Origin of the sequence: Aciduricibacillus chroicocephali, from assembly GCF_030762805.1 — a bacterium.
In the GTDB taxonomy this organism is placed as follows: Bacteria; Bacillota; Bacilli; order Bacillales; family Amphibacillaceae; genus Aciduricibacillus; species Aciduricibacillus chroicocephali.
Genome location: NZ_CP129113.1, coordinates 1,785,047 through 1,809,633, shown reverse-complemented (window position 1 = coordinate 1,809,633; position 24,587 = coordinate 1,785,047). Strand labels below are relative to the sequence as shown.

Sequence of the window (24,587 nt, the reverse complement as noted above, 5' to 3'; positions counted from 1 at the left end):
CTCTTTTTATCTATTTTTTGCTGTTCAGGAATTTGATGGCACGCTCTACTGTTGAAAATGAGGAGATGATGCCTAAGTCATGCAATCCATCTTTGCCCGCGATTGCGAGATTTGGTGTAATCCCCGTCAAAATAAGCTCACATCCCATAAGATTAAGCATGCTCCTGATCGAATGGATGGTCCAGTGAATGCGTTCATCGAATTTGCTGATACCGGAGAGGTCGAGGATAATAAAATCCTTCTGTTCCTGCTCTGTATATGTTCCGATGTCTTCCATCAGTTGCTGTTGCCGTTGTTCACTCATTTCCCCAATGAGCGGGAGGACAGCAACCTCTACGGAAATCGGTATGATTGGTGTAGAAAGTTTGCGAATCGAAGCAAGATTACGTTTCACTTCATGTTCTGCTTCAACTTGCTTCGTTACATCTTTTTGAATGCCGATGAAGTAAAGTTTGTCCATTTCTTTTAAACGAACCGGGTAGATATTCAAATCATTCCAAAACGGTGTTCCGTCTTTTTTATAGTTTTTTAATGGAAGATTGATTAGTTTTTCCGAGTTTATAGCTTCTCGAATTTTACGTCGTTTATCAAAGGTTTCCTCACCATGTTGAAGAAAGCGGCAATTCAGTCCCAATATCTCAGAAGCCTCATATCCGGTAAGTTCTTCAAAACCTTTATTCACATAAATAATTGGGTTATCATCTTGTGATGGATCAGTAATGACTACACCTACGCCAGCTCTATCTATTGCGTTACTAATGAATTCATTCTTTTGGATAAGATCAAATTCATTAAATCTCATTTGTACCATAAGTTCAGCCCCCTGCTAAGATTAGCATCTCGCTGACCCGTATGAATTATCAAGTACTCAGCTTGTCTTGCGCTATCATAAATAGATGCCTTACATCCAGAATATAGAAGTATAAGACAAAAAACAACAGAAGCCCACTAAGAATAAAAAACCCCAGCTTTAAGCTGGAGTTTTTTATTCTGTCTCTTCTTCTACAAGATTTCTGGCGGTAGGTAATGCTTCAAGCCGCTCTAATGGAATGGGTTTGCCGGATTTTTCACTAAGACCATAAGTACCATCCTCTATTTTGGCAAGTGCATCATCGATATCCCTAAGCTGCTCTTCGCTGAAGCGCTCCATGCCGAGATTGAATTCATTTTCAGTCTCTGAAGTCGCGGCATCTGCCGGGTGATTCGTATGAGGCGATAATAACTCATGGTCTAAATCATGATCCAGTGTATTGAAATCCTTATCTTCTCTTTCCATTGTATTACGCATATCAAGCAGTTTTTCTTTAAAATGTTTAAGCTGTTCTTCTGTCAGTTTCGTCATATGGCATCCTCCTGAAAAACTTCGGAAGATTATTGCCCGGTGCGCTTTTCTACAACGCCGACTGTGCAACGTGAAATACAGATTAGCCGGTCATCCTCATCTGTTATGCGAATATCCCAAACCATTGTTGTCCTTCCTTTGTGGAAAGGGGTCGCAGTTGCTGTCACTATGCCGTCTTGCTTGGAGCGGATATGGTTGGCGTTGATCTCCATACCGAATACGGCATATTTATCTGTATCCACATTTACATGAGCTCCGAAGCTGGCTGCTGTCTCAGCAAGGACGACACTTGCACCGCCGTGCAAATATCCTGCTGGTTGCCTAGTCCGGTCGTCGACAGGCATTGTCATGACGACGAGATCTTTTTCGCAAGTCTTCATTTCAATGCCAAGTGTTTCCATAAGCGTGTTTTCAAAAGTCCATTCCATTATCTAGTTCTCCTTTAACAGGTACGAATTTAACCGATGAAATGATCAATGAGCAATGAGAGTCCTAGCAGTATACCGAACATGGAATTCGTTTTACCAGTAGCAATCATTGCAGGGAACATTTCCAGTGGTTTCGTTTTACCGCGAAAATTGCTGTAAGCTTTATATGCCTTGGGAGCGCTGAAAATTACAATTAGCGACCAGAGCGGCAAAATGTGAACAATGACAAGGACGATTGTCCATAAGTAAGCTGCAGCAAACAGAAGGCCAAGGAATCCAATTGCATTTTTGCGTCCGAGCAAAATAGCAATCGTCTTCCTCCCGTTCTCGCGATCACCATCCAGATCACGTATATTATTCGCGAGCAAGATGGAACCGATTAAGAAGGCGACTGGAATGGAAATGAGCACAATACGGGCATTCACTTCCGAAGTCTGTATGAAATAGCTGATTCCGATAATGACCGTACCCATGAAGAAGCCCGCGAACAATTCACCGAAGGGTGTGTACGCGATTGGATATGGGCCACCTGTATATAAATAGCCGAACAGCATGCATACTAAACCGACAACAGCAATCCACCAGCTAGATTCGACGCAGATGAAAACACCGAGCAGAATGGAAATGCTATAAAAAATAAGTGCTGTGCGAAGAACGGTTTTTGGTGCGAGTCCATCACGGACAATCGTACCGCTAATGCCGACGGATTCGTCTGTATCCAGTCCGCGAACGAAATCATAATACTCATTGAACATATTTGTAGCAGCTTGTATAAGTATGGATGCGAGCAGCATGGCGATGAATAGGAAAACATGCAATTTGCCTTCTGTCCATGCAGCCATGGATCCTACAAAAACAGGCACGAACGAGGCTGTTAATGTATGTGGCCGCAACATACGCCACCATATATGCAGGCCGTCTCTTTCCTTCAAAGCGTCTTTGACACTTGTTGTCGTTTCCATTGAGGTTCCCCCTGATTGATCATATTACCTCATTAATAGTAGGGAAAGCAGGGACAACTGTCAATGGCTCTTTCCCCAGACCAGGCCTGGCTTTAAAGGTTCTGCTCATTTTTTCACAAAATGGCAGGCAGTGAAAGGGTAGTAGAGGGCTTTGATGTGTTAGAATAAGGATAGCATGTTTTCTTGAAAGGAAAACAACGGAGGTCAGGAGCTATGATTGGTACGAAGGTGGAGGATCTTGCAGCTGGTGAGAAAACGAGGCAGGCAATTGAAGCTGCCCGGACACAAAACCGTGAACAGATTCTTAGCATTACTAGAGAAATTGAAACCGTAGATGTTTTTAACATATATGAAAGACATCATGAAGAAAATGGAAACAAGGCGTATTGGCTGAACCATGACAAAGAGACAGAATTTGCCGCCCTCGGCTGTTGCAAGAAACTCGTTGCGGATGACGATCGTTTTGAGACGATTAAATTCTCTTGGACGAAAATGGCTGAAGAAGCATGGATTGATAACCCATTTACTGAAGCCGGAACGGGACTTGCAGCATTTGGTGGCTTCGCTTTTGACCCGGAGAAGAAAACAACTGAAAAGTGGAAGCATTTCCCTGCTGGCATGTTCGTCCTGCCAGCTTTTCTGATTGCCCGCCATGGGGAAGCTTACTATGCGACAATGAATATTCTCGTAAAAAAGAATGATGACAGAGAAACAATCCAAGATAAATGGAATAGTCTTCACAAGCTTTTGCAAGAATACGAATTGGACGGTAAAGGCAGTAGGATTAGTATCTTGGCGATGGAAGAGCAGGAAACTGCCCAATGGATTGAAACAGTTGGTAAAGCTAAGCAGGAGATTCAGAATGGTCAAGCTGAAAAAATCGTTCTGGCCCGGGAGCTTTTAATTTGTCTTGATAAAGCTGCAGACACTGGACAAGTTGTGAGAAGGTTGCAGGAACAACAGCGTGACAGTTATATTTTTGCCTTCGAAATCGCAGGCTCATGTTTTGTAGGTGCGACACCGGAAAGACTTGTAAAAGTGAAGGAAGGAGAAGTCCTTTCCACTTGTCTGGCTGGAACTGCCCCACGTGGTAAAAATAAAATAGAAGACGAGCTTATAGCTAAGGACCTTCTTGAAGATACAAAAAACCGCAGTGAACATCAATTCGTTGTGAACATGATCCGTGATGTATTGGATAAATATTGCTCATTTATTGATATACCTGCTGAACCAGCTGTGCAGCGGCTAAAAAATTTACAGCATTTGTATACTCCGGTCACAGCAAGATTGAATGAGCATGGACATCTTCTGGATATTGCAGGTGAGCTGCATCCTACGCCGGCACTTGGAGGCACACCTAAGAAAGCAGCGGTTGAGTTCATCCGTGAAAATGAATTGCTTGATCGTGGCTGGTATGGCGCCCCTGTAGGCTGGTTGGATGACAGAGGAAATGGAGAACTTGCAGTTGCTATCCGCTCTGGACTCATTAACAAGGAAAAAGTTTCGCTCTTTGCCGGTTGCGGAATTGTGGCAGATTCCGATCCTGAGATGGAGTATGAAGAAACGAAAATGAAATTTAGTCCGATGTTGAATGCTCTGGGGGTGAAGAAGTGAGCTGGACAGAAGATTTGACAAGATATGTATGTAACTTTGTAGATGAACTGGCTGCCGGCGGACTTGCACACGCAGTCATCTCGCCCGGTTCCCGCTCGACTCCGCTTGCACTAGCATTTGCTGAGCATAAGGAAATTCGTGAATGGGTCATTGTAGATGAACGATCTGCTGCTTTTTTTGCCCTTGGAATTGCAAAAGCGTCTAGAAAGCCTGTCGTTCTTATCTGCACATCAGGCACGGCAGCTGCGAATTATTACCCGGCAATTGTGGAAGCTTTTTATAGTCATGTTCCGCTAGTCGTCCTTACCGCAGATCGGCCGCATGAACTGCGTGACGTAGATGCCCCGCAAGCGATAGATCAAATTCATTTGTATGGCCAATATGCTAAATGGTTTCATGAAATGGCTTTGCCGGAAAGCTCACCGCGTATGCTTTCCTACGCAAGAAGCAAGGCAGCTCGTTCCTTGCATGAAGCAGAAATTCAATCCGGTCCCGTCCATCTTAATTTCCCGTTCCGAGAGCCGCTCGTTCTTGATTTTTCACTTGAAAATGTTTGGGGAGAACGCCTTGGTAACGGTTTTTATCCATTGATGAGTGGAAATAGAACTCTAAATCCTGGACAATTTTTCGCTATGGAAGATTGTCTGAAAGGCAAAAGAAAAGGCTTACTCGTTGCTGGGCTGGGTATTGATTTGGAAGCTTCAAAAGCTCTGTTGAAGCTTGCTCGTAATTGGGCGATGCCTATCCTTGCCGATCCGCTTTCACAACTTAGGCAGCTAGGGGACGAGGAATCAGGAAAATATATAATTGACTCATACGATGCTCTATTCAAAACAGAGGAAGTGCGGACAAGCTTGCGTCCGGATTATGTGATTCGTTTCGGGGCAATGCCAGTTTCCAAAACGTATCGCTTTTACTTGGAACAGCATGCGGACATCCCTCAGTTCATCGTATCGGATGAAACCCATTTTCGTGAGCCAACCGGGAACCGAACAAGCTTTATCCATTCTGACTGCATTACATTTGCTGAAGAAGCAGGGAAACTAAAAAATCTCGTTGCAGAATCAGGATGGATAGAGAAGTGGTTCGAGGTTAATTCATTAGCAAGAGAAGTCCTTTCTTCAAGTGCGAATGAATTCATGGAAGGGACTGCGGTGCTGGAACTTGCTGAACAGTTGCCAAGTAATTCTATCTTGTTCAGCGGGAACAGTATGGCAATCCGTGATTTGGATACATTCATGTTTGCGGCAAAACGGGATCTCTCTGTCATGGCGAATAGAGGAGCAAACGGAATTGATGGTGTCATTTCTTCCGCATGCGGAGCGGCTGCTTCTGGTAAGCGGACTACGTTACTCATTGGTGATTTAAGCTTCTACCATGATATGAACGGTCTCTTTGCAGCGAAGCATTATAAATTGCCTCTCACGATTGTACTCGTTAACAATAGTGGTGGCGGAATCTTTTCTTTCCTTCCGCAAGCTAATGACAAAAGACATTTTGAGGCATTATTTGGTACGCCTGTAGATTTGGATTTTGGGAAGGCTGCGGAATTATATGGAGCAGACTATGTATTGGCGCGGAATGGAGAAGAGTTTTCACAAGCACTTGCATCTTCTTATGATAGAGAAGGGCTTTCAATTATCGAGGTGCAGACGGATCGTCAAGAAAATGAACAATGGCATAGAGATAAATGGAGCAAGGTGAATGAAAGAATCTCCAAAAAGTTGTTTGGAGAGTGATGGAGATGCGATTTTCGGGCAAATATGCAGATTATGAATATTACGATAACAAGGGCAAGGGCTTACCAATTGTCCTGTTTCATGGGTTTACAGGAACGAGTGGGACATGGGAACATTTTATAAATAGTGCAATTGATAGAAGGGTAATTACAATTGATTTGCCGGGTCATGGAAAGACGGTCAGTAAATCTGCTGTAACAATGGAGCAATTTTCCGATGATCTGCAATCTTTGTTATATGAACAAGGTATTGATCTCTATCATTTGGTCGGTTATTCAATGGGAGGGCGGACAGCGCTTTTCCATACTTGCGCCCATCCCGAATCCATTCAGTCACTGACACTTGAATCGTCTTCACCAGGAATTGCTGTTGAAAAAGAGCGTGCAGCACGGATTGCAAGTGATGAACAGCTTGCTGAACGTATACTTACAAGAGGTGTAAAAGCGTTTGTAGACGATTGGGAGAACATCCCGTTGTTTAAGTCGCAGAAAATGTTGTCTGAAAAGATACGTGAAACAATACGAAATGAGCGGTTAAACCAAACAAAAGAAGGGCTGGCCGCATCGCTGCGTGGTATGGGTACCGGTACTCAAAGGTCGTTATGGGAAGAACTGAATAAGCTGCCTATGCCAGTTCTTTTGCTTGCTGGTGAGCTTGATGAGAAGTTTGTTCATATAGCGCAACAGATGGAAAAACGGCTCCTCAACAGTAAAATGATCATCATTCCGGACGTCGGCCATGCAATTCACGTGGAGAATCCGTCAAAATTTGATAAAGTAGTATTGGAGTTCGTGACAGCTTGTACATAAGAGCTGAATCTAAGGAGGAACAACAAGATGGTCCAATGGGAAAAAGTAAGAGATTATCAAGAAATTATTTATGAAAAATACAATGGTATTGCGAAGGTGACGATGAATCGTCCTGAACGCCACAATGCCTTTACACCACTTACAGTTAATGAAATGATCGATGCGTTCGCAGATGCACGTGATGATTCAGAAATCGGCGTTATCATTCTTGCTGGTGCAGGCGATAAAGCTTTCTGTTCCGGAGGCGACCAGAAAGTCCGCGGTCATGGCGGTTATGTAGGTGAAGACCAGATTCCGCGCTTGAACGTCCTGGACTTGCAGCGCTTGATCCGTACAATTCCAAAACCAGTTATCGCTATGGTTTCTGGCTATGCAATCGGCGGCGGTCATGTCTTGCATGTAGTCTGTGACTTGACAATTGCTGCTGACAACGCGATCTTCGGCCAGACAGGTCCGAAAGTAGGAAGCTTTGATGCTGGTTATGGTGCAGGCCTACTTGCTGAAATGGTTGGCCAGAAGCGTGCTCGTGAAATCTGGTACTTGTGCCGCCAGTATAATGCTGAAGAAGCGTACGAGATGGGTCTAGTTAATAAAGTTGTACCTCTTGAAGAGCTTGAAGCGGAAACTATCCAGTGGTGCAGTGAGATCCTTTCCAAGTCACCGACAGCATTGCGCTTCCTAAAAGCATCATTCAACGCTGCAACAGATGGTCTTGCTGGTCTTCAGCAATTCGGCGGCGACGCAACATTGCTATACTATACTACAGACGAAGCGAAGGAAGGCCGCGATGCGTTCAAAGAAAAACGCGATCCGGACTTCAAGCAGTTCCCGCGTTTCCCTTGATCGGTAAAATCCGTTCCTGTACATAATATGCAGGGCGGATTTTCTCTTTCAAAGAGGGCAGCTTCTCGTGTTGTAGGCATAATGATATGGTATAATAGAGACAAGAACATATACTGTATAAAATTGAAGACGCCCGATGCTCCAACATCGGACGTTTGCAACAGACCAACCCCAGCAAGAGGGGGAGGCACCATAGGAATATAATCCCTCAATGGCCAGTCAAACGCATGAGGGATTATTTATTGTTTTCGGACATGATGACAGCAACGAGTGTTCCAAATGAAACCATTAACATTAGAGCGTCTTTCATATCCATAAGCATCACCTCCCTTCTCAGGCGAGAAACCTGGAAGGAGAAAGAATGCCCTTTCCCTCATGCAAAGCCAATCTGCTGCTAAAACCTATTATAACAGAAAGCGAACGTATATTCCCATTTCGGTTATACTTTTTGTCGAAAATATGAAAAATAACCATTCTTTCCTGATAATCTGGAAGGAATGGTTATTTTAATTTAAACAATTATTTTACGATGATTTTACCCGAGTGCTCTTCGACAACTTCACCAATGACCGACGCTTCAACACCTTTTTTATGCAGTTCTGCATACAAGCCATCAGCATCATCGCCATCAACAGCAATAAGCAGTCCACCTGAAGTGACAGCATCACAGAGAATAAGCTGGTCAATATCTTTTAAATGGTCAGCATATTCGATTCTATCTGCAATCCATTTATGATTTTTTCTTGTCCCGCCAGGAATGACATTTTGCTCAGCGAGCTCTTTCGTTCCTGGGAGAACTGGTACAGACTTGCTGTCGATTATAAGACCATGGCCACTGCCTTCAGCGACTTCCAGAGCGTGTCCAAGCAGACCAAACCCGGTAATGTCTGTACATGCATGAACATCAAATACTTCCATCGCTTCAGCGGCATATTTATTCAATGTCGCCATTACTTCAGATACGCGGTCAATCTGATCGGCCGCAAGCAGATCACGCTTGAGCGCTGTTGTCTGGATACCGACGCCAATCGGTTTTGTAAGAATCAGCTTGTCACCCGGTTTTGCACCAGCATTTGCCCTGATTTTTGCCGGATGGACAGTTCCTGTTACGGAAAGGCCAAACTTTGGCTCCGGATCATCAATTGAATGGCCGCCGACAAGTACGGCTCCTGATTCAGTAACTTTATCTGACGCACCAGCGAGAATCTTGGCAAGTATATCAGCATCAATTGTATTAATCGGGAATGCGACAATGTTCATTACCGTAATCGGCCGTCCACCCATAGCGTACACATCACTTAATGAATTTGCCGCAGCAATTTGGCCGAACATGTACGGATCGTCGACAATCGGCGTAAAGAAATCGAGTGTCTGGACGAGAGCTGTCTCTTCATTTATTTTGTATACACCTGCATCATCAGCAGTTTCAAGGCCGACGAGAAGGTTCGGATCTTTTGTTGTTTTTGGTAAATGACGCAGAACCTGCGCCAGGTCCTCGGGACCGATTTTGCATCCTCAGCCGCCTTTTGTCGACAGAGAAGTCAATTTGAAAATTTCTTCTTTCTTTGACAAGTTACTCACTCCCTCATATTTAAGCTTGCAAGATTTTTTTATATAAATCAAGCAGTGTCCTTGCTTCATACTCACTTGAATGAACGGCTTCTACATGCGCATGTGCTGCTTCGCCAAGCCTCTGTCTGAGTGAAGCATCAAGAAGCAACTGTGCTGCATATGCTGCGAACTGCTCATCAGTTTCATAAATCAGTCCGTTGTCATTATGCGTGATGATGCTTCTGTTGCCGTTATTGCCAGAAACAAGAACTGGAAGCCGAGCTTGCATCGCTTCCAAAATGGCAGCTGGTTGACCTTCTGTAATCGAAGTATTCAATACAGCATCTGCCTGTTCATATAGTTTACCCATTTCCGCATGGGGAACGACACCCGCATAATCAATCCAATCGGCATGTTTTTCAACTAGAGCCATTACCTTTTCTCCCTCGACTTTCTCGAGTATTGGACCGGCGAGAAGCAGTCTGAACGTATATTCTTGTTTTCTTAGAAGTTCCAGCATTTCAATTGCTGCAGGGATGTTTTTCACCTTACGGATTGCAGCAGGAAGAAAAAAAGTGAAAGGACCTGATTTTTTTATGTTCAATTTCATCAGAAACTCATCGGCACCCTGATGAATGACAACAGTCTTTTTCCCAAAAGCATTATCTGCATTAGTGAGAATACTGGCTGACTCTTTATTGAAAACATGGATTAGCCGTGCCTTGGAGAGACATTTAATTACAAGTTTACGTCCATGTGGGTCAAAAAGATCGTGATTGAGGTCTGTACCGGTCATTGTAATTATGTAAGCTCCGGGCTCAAATCCTGTTTTGTCACAAAACTCTTGAAAGCGTCTGGCGTGAAAAGCGTGGATTATATCAGTGTTAGGCAGTCTGGAGGTTTCCGGCAGAGTGATATCCAATATCACCACATTCGCTCCAATTTTAGTTAACGCAGAACCGATTCTTTTCACGGTAACGGCATTGCCTCTCTGTTCATGCAAATGAGGTGCAGCTAGAAGGATCTTCATATGTAGTCTCATTCCGTCATTATGGTATTGGCGGGACTGTATGGGAATCGAACCCACCGAGCCTGACACGCAGGCCCCACAGAGTTTTGAAGACTCGGGGAGACACCAGTCTGCCTTCCAGCCCCATAAATCTATTATATATGATTGCAGGGGCGCGTTCCATAGATGCTTAAACAGGTGGTCTTGAAATGTAAGCAGGACAGAATAAGTATATAATATAGAGAGAATGATTGAACAAGGCTGGTGAACAAGTTGGAGGAACACCATACGATCGGAATGGCTGGACATATTGATCATGGCAAAACGACTCTTACAAAGGCACTGACAGGAATTGATACGGATAGATTAAAGGAAGAAAAAGAGAGGGGCCTTTCTATTGAACCCGGCTTTGCGGCATTGCATCTGCCTGGTGGAAAGACAGTTTCAATTGTTGATGTTCCTGGTCATAATCGGCTCATTCGCCAGATGATTGCAGGTGTAGCGGGTATTGATCTCGTTCTGCTTATTGTTGCCGCAGACGAAGGAATCATGCCCCAGACAAAAGAACACCTGGACATTATTGAATTGCTCGGTATCCAGCATGGAATCATCGTCCTAACAAAAACGGCGGAGTTGGATGAAGAACTTCTTGCCCTTGCAGAAGAGGAAATTCTAGGTTTTTTAATAGGTAAGGTCTTTGAAAAGAGCCCAATCATAAGAGTTGATAGTATAACTGGCGATGGCATTAATGAGTTAAAAATAGAGATTGCTCAAATGGTATCGACATTGCCTGCTCGTAAAATTAGTGGACCTTTCCGAATGCCAATTGATCAAGTTTTTACAATGAAAGGGCATGGTGTCATTGCACGCGGGACAGTTCAGGGAGGAGCAGTCCATACAGAAGATGAATTGACCGTGTTGCCATCCGGGAAAAAGGTGAAAGTTCGGCAGTTGCAAGTGCATTATGAGCGAGCTGATCAGGCTCAGGCCGGACAGCGAGCAGCATTGAACATTGCTGGGATCGAAAAGAATGAGCTTCAGCGTGGAGATATTCTTGTCGTGAATGAGAAGCGTTTTTCTCCTAGTAAAGTAATCGATGTAGCATTGAATCTTATCAGCTCACAAGAGCGGTCGGTCAAACAGCGCTCTCCGATCCGTATTTATATAGGAACAGCAGTTGTGGATGGACAGGTCGTATTTTTCGACCGTAATGAAGCAAAGCCAGGATCTGCAGCACTTTGCCAGATCAGACTAAAGAATCCGATTGCAGTCCAAAAGGGTGACCGCTTTATTTTGCGTCGCCCTTCACCAGCAGAAACAATCGGAGGAGGTATCGTTATTGATCCAGCGGGAGAACGGTATAAATTCGGTGAGCAGACAATCGCAATGCTGGAACGGAAAAAGTGTGGAACACCCCTTGAACTCGTTACGGAATATTTATTTGAACATCAAGGTGCAGCATTTGATGAACTTCAAGGAATAGCCGGTGATCAGTTAAATGGACTGTTGCAAGAGGGAATTGAGAGCGGAGCTATAATAAAAATTGCAGAAAACTATTTTTCCCTTGCATCCGTAATTTCAACGTCCTGTGACAAAGTGCGTAAACAAATAGAGCTTTATCATAATAACAATCCGTTAGACCTTGGAATTACAAAGGCAGAGCTCTTTGAAAAAATGCGAAGACTAATGCCAGAACTGATTTTAAATTTCAGTTTAGCTAAGCTTGAACAAGCGGATAAGATTTTCCGTCAAGGACCAATATTAGCCGTGGCGGATTTCTCACCTCATCCCCCAGTCCATATGCACAAGCAGGTGGATATACTTATTGAAATGTACAAGAAAGTACAACTCATGCCTGAACAGTTTAATCAGATGGCGAAACAGGCAGAGCTTGCAGATAAGGATATTGAAGCGGTAAAGCATTATTTGATACGAGAAAAACAATTAATTCGAATAACGGAAGAGCTTCTTATTCACAAGAATACAGTAGATAAAGGAATTGCAGATTTAAAAAGGGGGACAGGAATGTCGTTCACCCCGGCCGAAGCGAAGGAAATTCTCGGAGTCTCAAGGAAATACATGATTCCCTTTCTTGAATGGCTGGACAATCAGGGTATGACAGAGCGGATTGAGAATAAGCGTTTCTGGACGTCAAGGGATGGTGAAAAATGAATAATGAACTTTTGCGGGAGCTGCCGGCAGTGCATCAGTTAATGCAAAGTCCGGATATTTTAGAAATAGGACTGGAAGCTCAGTTATCGAAAGAAATACTTACCGACTATGTACGCCAAGCTGTTCGGAATGTACGTGAACAAATTCTTTCTGGAACTCAAATTGAGAAAATCTCCTTGCAGGAAAGGATAGTAGGAGAATTGAAAAATATTCTTCTGTTAGAAGGGGAAAGCAAAATCAAAAAGGTGATCAATGGAACCGGAGTTGTGCTGCATACGAATCTTGGAAGGGCGCGCTTGAGTGAGAATGCTATTGAACGGATTGCTGAAACCGCTTCTAGCTATTCCAACCTTGAGTTTAATCTCGAAACAGGAGCTCGCGGTTCTCGTCATGACTTGATTGAAGATTTGCTTTTGAAAGTGACCGGAGCAGAAGCGGTAATGGTCGTAAATAATAATGCAGCAGCAGTATTTCTCATTTTACGTACATTGGCCAAAGAAAAAGAGGTTATTGTTTCACGCGGTGAGCTTGTTGAAATTGGCGGCTCTTTCCGCGTTTCTTCCATTATGGAAGAGAGTGGGGCCAAACTTGTTGAAGTCGGTACAACGAACAAGACGCATCTCAAGGATTATGAAGCAGCGATTTCTGAGGAAACGACGATGCTTATGAAAGTGCATACGAGCAATTTCCGGATCGAAGGCTTCACTTCAGCTGTGCCTGCAGCCGAACTTGTTAAGCTGAGGGAAAAGCACTCGCAGCTCATTGTTTATGAAGATCTCGGAAGCGGTGCATTATTTGATTTTTCACATTATGGAATTGGCGATGAGCCCGTAGCAAGTAAGTCTATTGCATCAAAGATTGATTTGATTTCATTCAGTGGGGACAAGCTCCTTGGTGGTCCGCAGGCCGGCATTATCGCAGGTCGCAAACGATTAATTGATAGGCTTAAAAAGCATCAGATGGCAAGAGTGCTGCGAGTCGATAAGATGACACTCGCTGGTCTGGAAGCGACTTTGCAGGCTTATGTAAGAAAATGTGCCGAGAAGGAAATTCCCGTTGTACGTGATATGCTCAAAAGTGAGAGTGAAATGAAGCGCCAGGCGGAACATTTTATGAATAGTCTTTCCGAGGGTTATAAAAAAGAGCTGACGCATGTTCAGTCTGCTGCTGGAGGAGGTACATTGCCGGGAGTCTATATGCGGTCAATTGCAGTTGCAGTCGAACATCCCAGTCTTAGCGCCGAAGAGCTTCGGTTACTGCTTAGACAAATGGATACGCCTATTACTGCGACTATTAAAATGGATCGCACGGTAATCGACTTTCGAACGATAGCAGAGGAAGATATGGAAGCGTTGATTCACGGCTTTAATCATATCTTATATGAACGATAGCCGGCTCCACCTGAGTACTGAGCCGGCTATTATTCATTCAATCTTGGAGCTTAATGCGTTTCAACTTACGAAGCTCTGTTTCATAGGAGAGTGAACGTATGGATAATGTTTCAATATGGCTTTCCAAACGGAGCTGACTCTCCGAGATTTCACGAAGGTCCCAGCTATTGGAAGAAAGTTGCTTTCCCGCAGTAGCCAGTTTGGACTCCAACATTTCAATTCTCTTGCTCTGTAATAATTGTTCATTTCGGATTTCTTTCTGTTCTCTATGCAGGGCCTGAATTGACTGTTTGAGTTCATGCAGGCAGTCAACCATATCTGATTCATGTTTATCCAATCGGGTTTGAAAGGGAAGCAAAGCCTCATTAAGCAAATCTACTAGAGTGTCTTGGCGTTCTGTTTTCAAAGTACATCCTCCTGGCTCGTTTTGAATATACCTGGCTGAATAATCATCGCTGCATAGGTAAATAGTTATATGGATTATAACATGTAAAGACTTGGAAGTTTACAAGAAATATACATTGTATATTATTTTGTACATTGTAATGATGAGGTGATCAGATGAGTGAAAAAATGCTGCATTGGCTTGATAAACAAGCAGAGTTGATGCCGGACGGAATAGCGATTGAGGAACCGGGCTTGATGTCTCTTACTTTTAAGGAATTGCAAACAGCCAGCCGTACTTTTGCCCGGCGGTTGGCCGGCAAGGGTATCGGAGTTGAGAATAAAGTCGCAATACTCTCTGACAATTGTCCTGAATATATTGTTGCCGTCCATGCTATCTCTTATTTGGGGGCAATCGCTGTACTTCTGAATACAAGATTATCTGAAGCTGAGATCACTTGGCAGCTTGCTGATGCAAAGGTCGATTTCGTTCTCATGGACGAAGTAAACAAAGGAAAGACGGAATCTCATAAATGGAGGAGCCAATTCAGCAATTGCCACTTTGGGGAAATAGGACCAGAAGATAATGCTGTTATGTTAAAAAGAGAGATTGATCTCAAAGAAGGATTCACACTTATGTACACCTCTGGGACGACGGGGCATCCGAAAGCTGTATTGCACACATTTGGGAATCATTGGTGGAGTGCAATTGGATCTATGCTCAACCTTGGTTTGACCCATCAGGATAAATGGCTGTCTGTTTTGCCAATGTTCCATATTGGGGGACTGTCAATTTATTTGAAAAGTGTCATATATGGCATGCCTGTCCACATGTTGCGTAAATTTGAAGAGAAAGCGGTGCTGCATGCAATCCTAGAGGGAGGCGTCACGATCATGTCAGCAGTCACTGTCATGTTAAGACGTATTCTTGAAGAACTTGATGAGAAGTCTTGTCCATCTTCATTTCGTTGTATGCTCCTTGGAGGAGGGCCTGTCCCCAAACCGCTTCTTGAAAAAGCAAAGGAACAGAGCATTCCGGTTTTTCAGTCGTATGGTATGACAGAAACTTCTTCACAGATCGTTACTTTAAGTCCGGCAGATGCACTTGAGAAGCTTGGATCCAGTGGGAAACCTTTATTTCCAGCGCAACTTCAAATCAATGAACCGGATCAAAATGGTGAAGGAGAGATTGTTGTGAAGGGGCCAATGGTTGTCAGTGGCTATTATGGGAATGTCGAAGCAAGTCATAAGGCGATTACTGAGAATGGTTGGCTGAAGACAGGAGATATCGGCAGACTTGATGAAGGAGGATTCCTCTTTGTGCTTGACCGGCGTAAAGATCTCATTATCTCCGGCGGTGAAAACATTTATCCTGCCGAACTCGAAAGTGTACTGTCTACGCACCCTAAATTGAGAGAAGTAGGGGTAGTTGGCCTCCCTGATTCTAAGTGGGGGCAAGTGCCGGCAGCTTTTTTTGTGTGTAGGAATGAATCATTGGACGAGCAGGAACTTGTCCAATTTTGCTATGAAAAACTTGCACGTTTTAAAAGACCGAAATACTTCTTTGAAGTGAAGGAGCTTCCTCGCAATGCTTCTGGCAAACTGCTTCGGTCAAAACTTGTTGAAATAGCACATGAAATGAGTCGAAAAAAACGATAAAATGTTTGATTTTCCTCAAATTGTGGTAAACAAGCAACTGGCTTTTTACTTTATGCTGAGGAGGATCTCAATGAATGGATTTGTGAATGATTATTTCAATGGGAGTTTTATGAATGGGCTCCAGCATACGATTCTTGCCATTATTGTTCTTGTTGTTGGCTGGATTGTAGCTAAAATAATTGGAAACCTTGTGGAGAAGGGACTCCGCAAAACAGAGCTGGATGAGAAAGTATTCCATTTCTTCCGATCTGATGACAAAAAACAAGAAAAGAAAGTGGACTCCAACCGTATAATCGGCAAAGCAGTTTTCTATCTGATTATGCTATTCGTACTCGTATCTGTATTTGATCTGCTTCAGCTGAACATGATTGCCGGTCCGCTATCTAATATGACAGCTACAATTCTTGGATTCATACCTGCAGTTCTCAAAGCCTTACTGATTCTAATTGTCGGTTGGCTCGTAGCTTCAGCTGTAAAATGGGCAATTGTGAAGGGTTCTAAGAAGCTCAACTTGCTTCATCTCTTTTACAAGATGAAGATTGCTAAGTCTGAAGAAGAAATTGAAGATTATGTTCAAAAGGCAGGTAAGCTTGCATTCGGTGTCATTTTGCTTCTATTCATTCCGGCTGTCTTACACGCTCTTCAAATTGATGGACTTGCCCAGCCGGTCAGCAATCTCGTTGCTGCTGTACTTGCATTTATCCCGAAACTGTTTGCAGCGGTACTCGTATTCGCTGTTGGCTGGTTTGTAGCGAAAGTTATTAGAAATATACTGATCAATATTCTAAAGGCAGCTGGTTCTGAACGCCTTGCGAAAAGTCTTCAGCTTGATAAGTTTTTCGAAGGTTCATCTCTTGCCCAGCTAATTGGAAATATCGTCTTTATCCTTATTATGTTGCCGGTCACAATTGCAGCGCTGGACCGTTTAGAGCTTGCAGGAATTACAGAACCAGCTATGCATATGCTTGCGGAAATTATGAATATGATTCCAAATATCCTGATTGCCCTCGTTTTAGTCATGATTGGAATCTGGTTGGGACGCCATATTGGAAAGTGGACGACACAGTATTTACAGCGACTCGGCTTTGACAAGCTGCTTGGTAAACTGGAGATTGGTAATGCAAAAGGGACAATGTCTCCATCTGCAGTTGTCGGATACATCGTCCAAATTCTGATCGTCTTTTTCCTTATCGTTCAGGCACTGAATCTTGTGAAGCTTGGCTTCCTTGTGACAATCGCAGCTGCGATTACAGCATATTTGCCAAATGTTCTTGCTGCAGTTCTAATTATCGGAGCGGCATTGATTCTTGCTAATATAGTTCATAAAGTGCTGATCAATATGCTAACCGGCCATGCAAAAGGAATTCTTGCCGGTTTTGCAAAATATGCAATCTTAACAATTGCAGTCTTTATGGCACTCACTCAGCTAGGTATTGCTTCAAGCATTGTTACAACAGCATTCACCTTAATTCTTGGTGGTCTTGCCTTGGCGTTTGGTCTTGCTTTTGGTCTTGGAGGAAAAGACTTCGCACACAAGTATCTATCCCGTTTTGACAACACGATTGAAAAAACAGGAATGAAGGACCGCAATGCACCAGACATTGCAGGCGAGCTTCCAGACCCTAGAAATCGCAGGAAACGTGATATGTTGGACAATGAGTAGTAAAGGTTTGTCCGGTATGCTATACTCGATGAAGAAGTATAAGCATATACAGAGGTTCTTAGCATTAACCCTCTATAAAAAACTAAGGAAACCGATCAGTTCAGGCCGCATTCCTTGGTAAGGGATGCGGCCTTTTTTCGATTCAGGGAGGAATCTATATGACGTCAAAAGAAGAACAATTAAAAGATCTTACATTGCTAGGTAATCAAAATGTCCCTTATTCATTCGATTATGACCCGAGTGTTCTGGAAGCGTTTGAGAACCGAAAACCGGATCGTGATTATTTTGTGAAATTCAACTGCCCAGAATTCACAACACTTTGTCCAATGACAAATCAGCCGGATTTTGCGACAATTTATATAAGTTACATACCTGACAGGAAGATGGTTGAATCCAAGTCACTCAAGCTTTATCTGTTCAGTTATCGAAATCATGGAGGTTTTCATGAAGATAGTGTGAACACAATTATGGACGATCTGATTGAATTAATGGACCCAAGGTATATTGAAGTATGGGGGAAGTTCACACCTCGTGGCGGCATCTCAATTGACCCTTATTGCAATTATGGAAAACCCGGGACTAAATTTGAAAAAATGGCCGAAAACAGGCTAATGCAGCATGATTTATATCCAGAGAAAATTGACAATCGTTAAAATACGCCATTATGCATGAAATGCCTTCCTTCATCGCAAAGTAAGACCATGGAGGTGGCAAAATGGAGAAACATGAATTCTATGTCAATATTGCTACAGGTGAGATCTCACGGAATAAGGTCGGGAACAATAGTTCTTTCGTTATTCATGCAACGGAAGACGAGGTATATGCTCTTCGTGAGCAGTTTGATCAGATGCATGGAGCTGGAGTCCGCTCTTTCTTCAGAGCACATGTACCGATTGTAAGTTACAGTAATGACAAAGCAAATGATGAGTATGATGCAAGTTTGGTTGAAGCTTATCGTCTTCTGTATGAGCTCGGAGATGAAACAACGAAGAAGCATATTGCGGAGATGAATTTTCCGATTTATGAAGAAGAAAAGGAATAAGCTCGTCTTATTCCTTTTTATTTTTCCCGGTTTACCTTGCTGTCAAATAGAGAATACATATAATAGATAAATTTGCAGCAAGGAGGAATTCATAAATGGGAAAGAAGAGTATTGCAGCCGCCTTTGTCATTGTCGGGCTTACATTCAGCGCACCTTATGTCAGCTTTGGTCAATCAGCCTATGACAATGCGACGGTCAGCCAAGTACAGCAAAACGATAAACTTGATAAGGCGCGTGTCTCCGAATTAATGGAACGATTTTCTAAAGAACTGAACCAGCCAACTGATCAAGAAGGTAGAGTTTTGAACATAAAAGACAAATCTCATTTGTTGGAGAAATTCGCTACCTTTGCCGAACCGTCCGCTGTGAAGCCTTTCATAAATGAACTATACCGTCAAGCAGGCAGCAAGCTCTTTCTGAAACCAGTTGAAGGGCCTCCTGATTTTGATGAACAGCTTGATTATGATATGGTACAATTAACAGAGGACCGGGCAGAAGTGAAGCAAAAGCTGAACTCGGCCCTGTACGGAAATCTTACAATGCGCATTCATTTTCACCATAGTGAAGGCACATGGAAAATCGCCCGTATTCAATATGAACAGGCGGTGGATTGAGGAAAAGGCAGCTGATTTGAAAAATGCACAAGTTCAAAGATTATTATCAAAACGCGGTGACTTTGTCATTTGCCGATGAACCATTCTCAAGGGATCCGAAGCATGTATGGGTCATTTGCCGACATAGAGGCAAATGGCTTCTGACTGCTCACAAGGAACGCGGACTTGAATTTCCCGGGGGCAAGGTTGAAGAAGGTGAAAATGCAAAAGCCGCAGCCATCAGAGAAGTGATGGAAGAAACGGGCGGAGAAATTGATAAGATCCAATATATTGGTCAGTACAAAGTAGATGGAAAAAGCGCTATGATCATTAAGAATGTCTATTATGCAGAAATTGCAAAATTGCTGCCGCAGGAAACATATTATGAGACGGACGGACCGGTGATCATGGAGGAGCTGCCAAAAAATATTCGGCATAATGCTGAATATAGTTTCATTATGAAAGATAAAGTACTTACCCATTGCCTGAACAAAATAGAAAATGAAATCCATCAGTAAAAAAAGCCGAACGCTGCAGAAATTGAGCAGTGTATCGGCTTTTTCTCATGATGTGTGCCTGATGAGCCATTTTTCAATTTTTTCCACAAGCTTGAACATCAAAGCGGCAAAAATGGCTATTAGGATAAGACTGGACATAACGAGAGTGAAGTCGAAAACCTGGAATCCATAAATGATCAAATAGCCAAGCCCTTGCTTTGATACGAGAAATTCTCCAACAATTACTCCAACCCAGGCGAGACCAACATTGACTTTGAAGGTGGATATGATTGCCGGTAGTGTTGACGGGAATACAGCTTCTTTAAAAACTTGGAAGCGTGTCGCACCGAAGCTTCGCAGTACACGTTCATAATTTGGATCTGCTTCCCTGAATCCTGTATAAACGACAAGGGCAGTAATGATTACTGAAACCATTGCGCCCATTGCGATGATGGAGAAATAACCAGGGCCAAATGCTACGATAATGATCGGTCCCAAAGCGACTTTTGGCATCGCATTAAGGATGACAAGGTACGGATCCAGAACATTAGATAATCTTTTTGAGGCCCAAAGTGCACTTGCAATAAGAATACCGGCAATTGTTCCAATTACAAAGCCCAGAATTGTTTCAAATAATGTCACTCTAATGTGCACAAGCATGGAGCCACCAGCAAGTCTTCTGCTAAGCATTTCATATATGCTCGATGGTGAGCTGAATAGAAGAGGATCAATCCAATACATTCTACTAGCAACTTCCCAAAAAATGAAGAAAGTCACGAATATGAGCAACTGCCAAAAAAGAACGACCCTTTTCTCGAGTTTAAGACGGTTCAGGTGTTGCTTCCAAAGCGTTTCTTTATTCTGTTTCATGGCGGCCCCCGCTTTCTATGGTGGCTGTACCTGCTTCAATTACATTCATCGCTCCCCATACTTTTTCGAAGATTGTCTGATATTTTGAATGACGCCGGCAGAGGAATGGCCGCTCGTTTCTCAGTTCGATCGGTACTTCAAAGATTTGGTGAATTTTCCCGGGTTGCCGGTCCAAGACGATGATCCGATCGCTCATTGAGATTGCTTCTCCAATATCATGTGTTACGAGGATTGCAGTTTTTTGATAGGTTTTTAATATTTTGGAGACAAGATCTTCAAGTTTCAGCTTCGTAAAGTAATCGAGCGCAGAGAATGGTTCATCAAGCAGGAGAATCTCAGGTTCATTAATAAGCGTCCGGACAAGTGCTGCTCTCTGTCTCATGCCTCCAGAGAGTGAGTTAGGATACTTATCCTCAACCCCGGTCAGTCCGACTTCTTCAAGGAGATTCATTGCTTCCAGCTCTATTTCTTCATTTCTCACTTTGGCAATCTGTGGTCCGAGCATCACATTGTCGAGAATGGTTTTCCATGGAAACAAATAATCTTGCTGAAGCATATAGCCGATTTTATGTTCCTGGTCTCTGAGTCGTTTTCCTTGCAGCAGCACTTCGCCCTCAGTCTGATTAATCAGTCCGGCAATAATATTGAGCAAGGTAGATTTACCGCAACCGCTCGGGCCTAAGAGGGAGATGAATTCCCCCTCATTCATCGTGAAGCTGATTGAATCAAGTGCTTCAGTTGTACTGTCCTTATTGAAGAAGAGATGAGATATATTATCAATGGAGAGGAATGTCATACGTCATCTCCTCCTTTACTTTTTCATCGCTTTCTTTGCAAAATCTGTATTCACCAATTCTTCGTATGGTGCTTTGCCAGGCAACTCACCAGCTGCATCCATGATGTCTTTCAAATTGTTCCATGCATCTTTCTTAAGGAGAGGATCCAATGCGTATGAACCTTGTTCCTTATAACGATTGATAGAGGCGGCAAGCATATCGACATCAGTATCTTCAAAATATGGAGCGATGACCTTAGCGATTGTTTTTGCATCATTCGCATCTACCCATTGCTGAGCTTTATAAATAGCGTCAGTGAACTTTTGAATCGTTGCCGCATCTTTTTTCAGCATGCTTTCTTTTGCCATGAAGACAGTGTAGGGTACTTCACCAGAGGCTTCTCCAAATGAAGCAAGGATATGACCTTTTCCCTCTTTTTCAAAAATACTCGCTGTTGGTTCAAACAACTGGACATATTGATCATCACCGGACACAAAAGCACCTGGGATGTTTGCAAAATCAATATTCTGTTTCAAATTAAGATCTGTTTTCGGGTCAATGTCGTTCTTCTTGAGGACGAACTCACCGACCATTTGTGGCATGCCGCCTTTGCGCTGACCGAGGAACGAGCTGCCTTTCAGCTTATCCCATGTGAAATCAGGGTCTGCTTCTTTCGATACGAGGAACGTTCCGTCGGTTCGTGTAAGCTGTGCAAAGTTGATAACTTTATCTTTTGGTTTTTGCTCATGCACATAGATAGATGTCTCAGATCCGACAAGGGCGATATCAACACTTGCGGATAGCAAAGCTGTCATTGTCTTATCGCCACCCCAAGTCGTCTGCAGATCGACATCAAGTCCCGCATCTTTGAAGAAACCTTTTTCCAGTGCGACATACTCCGGCGCATAAAAGACAGAGCGTGTTACTTCGCCAAGTTTAATCTTCTCGACTTTTTGGCCATCGGAATCTTTTTTATCATCACTTCCGGGCCCGCATGCGGCGAGCATTGTGAAGGTGAGGAATAGTAAGAGAATCCCGGTTATTCGCAGTTTCTTCATGCTAACCATCCTTTCTCCTTGGATTGTACAGGAGCATTTTATGCACAGGCAGTTTCGTGTGTGAATGCCTAGTAAGCGGATCGGGCATAAAAAAGCCCCATACCTTCTCAGAGTTGAGAGGGTATGGGGCTTGCAATTATATTAGGGAATTAGCCTTTATAAGCAGGACCTGCTTGTTTGATTTCATCACTTGCTTCAAATTTCTTGAAGTTTTCATGGAATTTGTTTGCAAGTGCCTTGGCAGCAGAATCATAGGCATCTTTATCAGCCCATGTGTTTTTCGGAACGAGCACTTCATCAGGTACACCAGGTACTTGAAGAGGAATGTTCAAACCAAAAATCTCATCTGTTGCTGTTTCGACATTGTTCAATTCGCCTTCCAAGGCAGCGTGGATCATTGCACGTGTGTAAGAAAGTTTCATACGTGATCCTTCGCCGTATGATCCACCAGTCCATCCAGTGTTCACAAGGTATACGCGTGCATTGTGCTCATCAATCTTCTTACCGAGCATTTCAGCGTATTTTGCAGGTGCAAGCGGCAAGAATGGCGCGCCGAAGCAAGCAGAGAAAGTTGCCTGCGGTTCTGTTACACCACGCTCTGTACCAGCAAGCTTAGAAGTGTATCCGCTAAGGAAATGGTACATAGCCTGCTCTTTAGTAAGTCTGCTGATTGGAGGCAAAGTACCTGAAGCATCAGCAGTAAGGAAGATAATTGCGTTCGGATGACCGGCAACACTTGGCAACACGATATTATCAATATTATCGATATCATAGGCAGCACGAGTGTTTTCTGTCAAAGAAGTATCATCATAATCCGGAAGGCGTGTTTCTGAATCAAGAATTACATTTTCAAGTACCGAACCGAAGCGGATTGCATTGAAAATTTGCGGTTCTTTTTCTTCTGACAAATTAATTGTCTTAGCATAGCAGCCGCCTTCGATGTTGAAGACACCATTTGGCCCCCAACCGTGTTCATCATCACCGATCAAACGACGGTACGGATCCGCTGACAAAGTCGTTTTCCCTGTTCCGGAAAGACCGAAGAATAGGGCAACGTCGCCTTCCTGGCCAACGTTTGCAGAGCAGTGCATGGATAGAACATCTTGTTGTGGAAGCATGTAGTTCATAACTGAGAAGATGGATTTCTTCATTTCACCGGCATATTCAGTTCCCCCGATGAGAACAATGCGCTTTGTGAAGTTTACGATAATGAACGTTTCGGATTTGGTTCCGTCTTCTTCAGGGTTCGCTTTGAAAGTCGGAGCAGAAACGATTGTGAAGCCAGCTTCATGGGAAGCAAGTTCTTCAGCAGTCGGACGGATGAAGAGCTGGCTTGCGAAAAGGTTATGCCACGCATATTCATTGAACACCTGAATAGGAAGGCGGTAGTTCTTATCAGCCCCAGCAAAACCTTTGAAAAGGAAAATTTCATTTTTTTGCTTAAGGTAATCTATTACTTTATTATATAGTTTGTCAAAAGAGGCGCTATCGATCGGCTGATTCACGTCGCCCCAGTCAACAGTATTTTCTGTAATATCGTCTTTAACGATGAACTTATCTTTAGGAGAACGCCCAGTATATTTTCCCGTTTTGGCACATACTGCACCTGTTTCACTCAGTTCAGCTTCACCGCGTTCGAGAATTTTTTCAACGAGACGTGGTACTGATAAATTACTGTTTAAGCCTTCATGGCCTTTCAATTCATTAAGCAATGCGGATGATTCAACCTTGTTCATCTATACAAACCTGCCTTTGTGGGGGATTTGGGAATGCCGGTTCTCTTGTGAATCGGGCATCTTATACATTATCTGCATAATAGTATAACACATTTCAAATAATAGTCCATACTAATCCCTAAACTGTTATGAAACAGAAGACAATTTTTTTGGCAAGTCGGCAAAATTTTGCAACAGTTGTAGCGAATTCGCGTAAGAATATTTGGAATCTACTGAATTAACTGTGCATGGTTTGACAAATCCTTATTGTTAAGCTAGGATATTAAATACGGAACTCTTATTCAGAGCAGGTGGAGGGACAGACCCGAAGAAGCCCAGCAACCTCACAATATGTGAAAGGTGCCAACTGAAAGCAAGGACAATCTCCTTGAACAATAAGAGCGAAAGGACGCCCTTTCTCTCATTGTTGGAGAAATGGCTTTTTTTATACATATAAAAGCACCTGCATT

General features: G+C 43.2%; 24 protein-coding genes, 1 tRNA gene and 2 riboswitches. Of the genes, 12 read left to right on the top strand and 13 right to left on the bottom strand.

Annotated features, from left to right (window positions below; all coding sequences use genetic code 11):
- Positions 1 to 10: 10 nt before the first annotated feature.
- From ytvA to QR721_RS09455, 4 genes are all read right to left on the bottom strand, one after another.
- Entirely contained in the window at positions 11 to 811 is an 801-nt protein-coding gene (gene ytvA / locus QR721_RS09470) for a YtvA family blue-light photoreceptor (RefSeq protein WP_348026308.1), read from the bottom strand.
- A gap of 174 nt (positions 812 to 985) precedes the next feature.
- The gene (locus tag QR721_RS09465; RefSeq protein ID WP_348026306.1) at positions 986 to 1,342 is read right to left on the bottom strand and encodes a TraR/DksA family transcriptional regulator; all 357 of its coding nucleotides are present in this window, start codon (positions 1,340 to 1,342) and stop codon (positions 986 to 988) included.
- A gap of 29 nt (positions 1,343 to 1,371) precedes the next feature.
- Positions 1,372 to 1,770, bottom strand: coding sequence for a PaaI family thioesterase (locus QR721_RS09460; protein WP_348026304.1), 399 nt, complete (start codon positions 1,768 to 1,770; stop codon positions 1,372 to 1,374).
- Positions 1,771 to 1,799: 29 nt separating this feature from the next.
- Positions 1,800 to 2,732 carry a 1,4-dihydroxy-2-naphthoate polyprenyltransferase gene (locus tag QR721_RS09455; RefSeq protein WP_348026302.1) on the bottom strand — a complete coding sequence of 311 codons (933 nt, stop codon included), beginning with the start codon at positions 2,730 to 2,732 and terminating at the stop codon, positions 1,800 to 1,802.
- 213 nt (positions 2,733 to 2,945) lie between these two features.
- Here QR721_RS09455 and QR721_RS09450 point away from each other — a divergent pair, with 213 nt between their 5' ends.
- The 4 genes from QR721_RS09450 to menB are packed head-to-tail and all read left to right on the top strand — an operon-like array spanning position 2,946 to position 7,737.
- Positions 2,946 to 4,346: an isochorismate synthase gene (locus QR721_RS09450; RefSeq protein ID WP_348026300.1), complete on the top strand. Its 1,401-nt coding sequence runs from the start codon at positions 2,946 to 2,948 to the stop codon at positions 4,344 to 4,346.
- Positions 4,343 to 6,085 (top strand): 2-succinyl-5-enolpyruvyl-6-hydroxy-3-cyclohexene-1-carboxylic-acid synthase, encoded by a 1,743-nt coding sequence (gene menD / locus QR721_RS09445; protein ID WP_348026298.1) that lies wholly within the window; start codon positions 4,343 to 4,345, stop codon positions 6,083 to 6,085. Before QR721_RS09450 ends, menD begins: the two co-directional genes overlap by 4 nt.
- Before the next feature lie 5 nt (positions 6,086 to 6,090).
- On the top strand, positions 6,091 to 6,894 hold the full coding sequence (gene menH / locus QR721_RS09440; protein WP_348026296.1) for a 2-succinyl-6-hydroxy-2,4-cyclohexadiene-1-carboxylate synthase: 804 nt from the start codon (positions 6,091 to 6,093) through the stop codon (positions 6,892 to 6,894).
- 27 nt (positions 6,895 to 6,921) lie between these two features.
- Positions 6,922 to 7,737: a 1,4-dihydroxy-2-naphthoyl-CoA synthase gene (menB, locus tag QR721_RS09435; protein WP_348026294.1), complete on the top strand. Its 816-nt coding sequence runs from the start codon at positions 6,922 to 6,924 to the stop codon at positions 7,735 to 7,737.
- Between the two features lie 235 nt (positions 7,738 to 7,972).
- Here menB and QR721_RS13915 read toward each other — a convergent pair whose 3' ends face one another.
- From QR721_RS13915 to QR721_RS09420, 4 genes are all read right to left on the bottom strand, one after another.
- Positions 7,973 to 8,026 carry a hypothetical protein gene (locus QR721_RS13915; RefSeq protein ID WP_431189543.1) on the bottom strand — a complete coding sequence of 18 codons (54 nt, stop codon included), beginning with the start codon at positions 8,024 to 8,026 and terminating at the stop codon, positions 7,973 to 7,975.
- Positions 8,027 to 8,256: 230 nt separating this feature from the next.
- A complete protein-coding gene (selD, locus tag QR721_RS09430; protein ID WP_431189542.1) occupies positions 8,257 to 9,291 on the bottom strand; it encodes a selenide, water dikinase SelD in 1,035 nt (344 codons plus the stop codon).
- Between the two features lie 37 nt (positions 9,292 to 9,328).
- Positions 9,329 to 10,318: a glycosyltransferase gene (locus QR721_RS09425; RefSeq protein WP_348026290.1), complete on the bottom strand. Its 990-nt coding sequence runs from the start codon at positions 10,316 to 10,318 to the stop codon at positions 9,329 to 9,331.
- 28 nt (positions 10,319 to 10,346) lie between these two features.
- Positions 10,347 to 10,443, bottom strand: a tRNA-Sec gene (locus QR721_RS09420).
- A 118-nt stretch (positions 10,444 to 10,561) separates the two neighbouring features.
- Between QR721_RS09420 and selB the strand changes: the two genes are divergently transcribed.
- Positions 10,562 to 12,469 carry a selenocysteine-specific translation elongation factor gene (gene selB, locus QR721_RS09415; RefSeq protein WP_348026288.1) on the top strand — a complete coding sequence of 636 codons (1,908 nt, stop codon included), beginning with the start codon at positions 10,562 to 10,564 and terminating at the stop codon, positions 12,467 to 12,469.
- On the top strand, positions 12,466 to 13,860 hold the full coding sequence (gene selA / locus QR721_RS09410) for an L-seryl-tRNA(Sec) selenium transferase (RefSeq protein ID WP_348026286.1): 1,395 nt from the start codon (positions 12,466 to 12,468) through the stop codon (positions 13,858 to 13,860). The genes selB and selA overlap by 4 nt, the downstream gene beginning before the upstream one ends.
- A 37-nt stretch (positions 13,861 to 13,897) precedes the next feature.
- Here selA and QR721_RS09405 read toward each other — a convergent pair whose 3' ends face one another.
- Positions 13,898 to 14,266 carry a hypothetical protein gene (locus QR721_RS09405; RefSeq protein ID WP_348026284.1) on the bottom strand — a complete coding sequence of 123 codons (369 nt, stop codon included), beginning with the start codon at positions 14,264 to 14,266 and terminating at the stop codon, positions 13,898 to 13,900.
- Positions 14,267 to 14,421: 155 nt separating this feature from the next.
- Here QR721_RS09405 and QR721_RS09400 point away from each other — a divergent pair, with 155 nt between their 5' ends.
- From QR721_RS09400 to ytkD, 6 genes are all read left to right on the top strand, one after another.
- Positions 14,422 to 15,903 carry an o-succinylbenzoate--CoA ligase gene (locus tag QR721_RS09400; protein ID WP_348026282.1) on the top strand — a complete coding sequence of 494 codons (1,482 nt, stop codon included), beginning with the start codon at positions 14,422 to 14,424 and terminating at the stop codon, positions 15,901 to 15,903.
- Between the two features lie 70 nt (positions 15,904 to 15,973).
- Entirely contained in the window at positions 15,974 to 17,566 is a 1,593-nt protein-coding gene (locus QR721_RS09395; RefSeq protein WP_348026280.1) for a mechanosensitive ion channel, read from the top strand.
- 45 nt (positions 17,567 to 17,611) lie between these two features.
- Positions 17,612 to 17,658, top strand: a riboswitch (PreQ1 riboswitch).
- 66 nt (positions 17,659 to 17,724) lie between these two features.
- On the top strand, positions 17,725 to 18,219 hold the full coding sequence (queF, locus tag QR721_RS09390; protein ID WP_348026278.1) for a preQ(1) synthase: 495 nt from the start codon (positions 17,725 to 17,727) through the stop codon (positions 18,217 to 18,219).
- 62 nt (positions 18,220 to 18,281) lie between these two features.
- Positions 18,282 to 18,608, top strand: a complete 327-nt coding sequence (locus QR721_RS09385; RefSeq protein WP_348026276.1) for a hydrolase — start codon at positions 18,282 to 18,284, stop codon at positions 18,606 to 18,608.
- A 95-nt stretch (positions 18,609 to 18,703) separates the two neighbouring features.
- A complete protein-coding gene (locus QR721_RS09380) occupies positions 18,704 to 19,222 on the top strand; it encodes a hypothetical protein (RefSeq protein WP_348026274.1) in 519 nt (172 codons plus the stop codon).
- A gap of 23 nt (positions 19,223 to 19,245) precedes the next feature.
- A complete protein-coding gene (ytkD, locus tag QR721_RS09375; protein ID WP_348026272.1) occupies positions 19,246 to 19,719 on the top strand; it encodes an RNA deprotection pyrophosphohydrolase in 474 nt (157 codons plus the stop codon).
- A 45-nt stretch (positions 19,720 to 19,764) separates the two neighbouring features.
- Here ytkD and QR721_RS09370 read toward each other — a convergent pair whose 3' ends face one another.
- The 4 genes from QR721_RS09370 to pckA all read right to left on the bottom strand — a co-directional run bounded on the left by QR721_RS09370 (position 19,765) and on the right by pckA (position 24,138).
- Positions 19,765 to 20,568, bottom strand: coding sequence for an ABC transporter permease (locus tag QR721_RS09370; protein WP_348026270.1), 804 nt, complete (start codon positions 20,566 to 20,568; stop codon positions 19,765 to 19,767).
- Entirely contained in the window at positions 20,555 to 21,364 is an 810-nt protein-coding gene (locus QR721_RS09365) for an ABC transporter ATP-binding protein (protein ID WP_348026268.1), read from the bottom strand. Before QR721_RS09365 ends, QR721_RS09370 begins: the two co-directional genes overlap by 14 nt.
- A gap of 15 nt (positions 21,365 to 21,379) precedes the next feature.
- Entirely contained in the window at positions 21,380 to 22,402 is a 1,023-nt protein-coding gene (locus QR721_RS09360) for an ABC transporter substrate-binding protein (protein WP_348026267.1), read from the bottom strand.
- A 149-nt stretch (positions 22,403 to 22,551) separates the two neighbouring features.
- Positions 22,552 to 24,138: a phosphoenolpyruvate carboxykinase (ATP) gene (pckA, locus tag QR721_RS09355; protein ID WP_348026265.1), complete on the bottom strand. Its 1,587-nt coding sequence runs from the start codon at positions 24,136 to 24,138 to the stop codon at positions 22,552 to 22,554.
- 274 nt (positions 24,139 to 24,412) lie between these two features.
- Positions 24,413 to 24,519, top strand: a riboswitch (SAM riboswitch).
- Positions 24,520 to 24,587 lie beyond the last annotated feature (68 nt).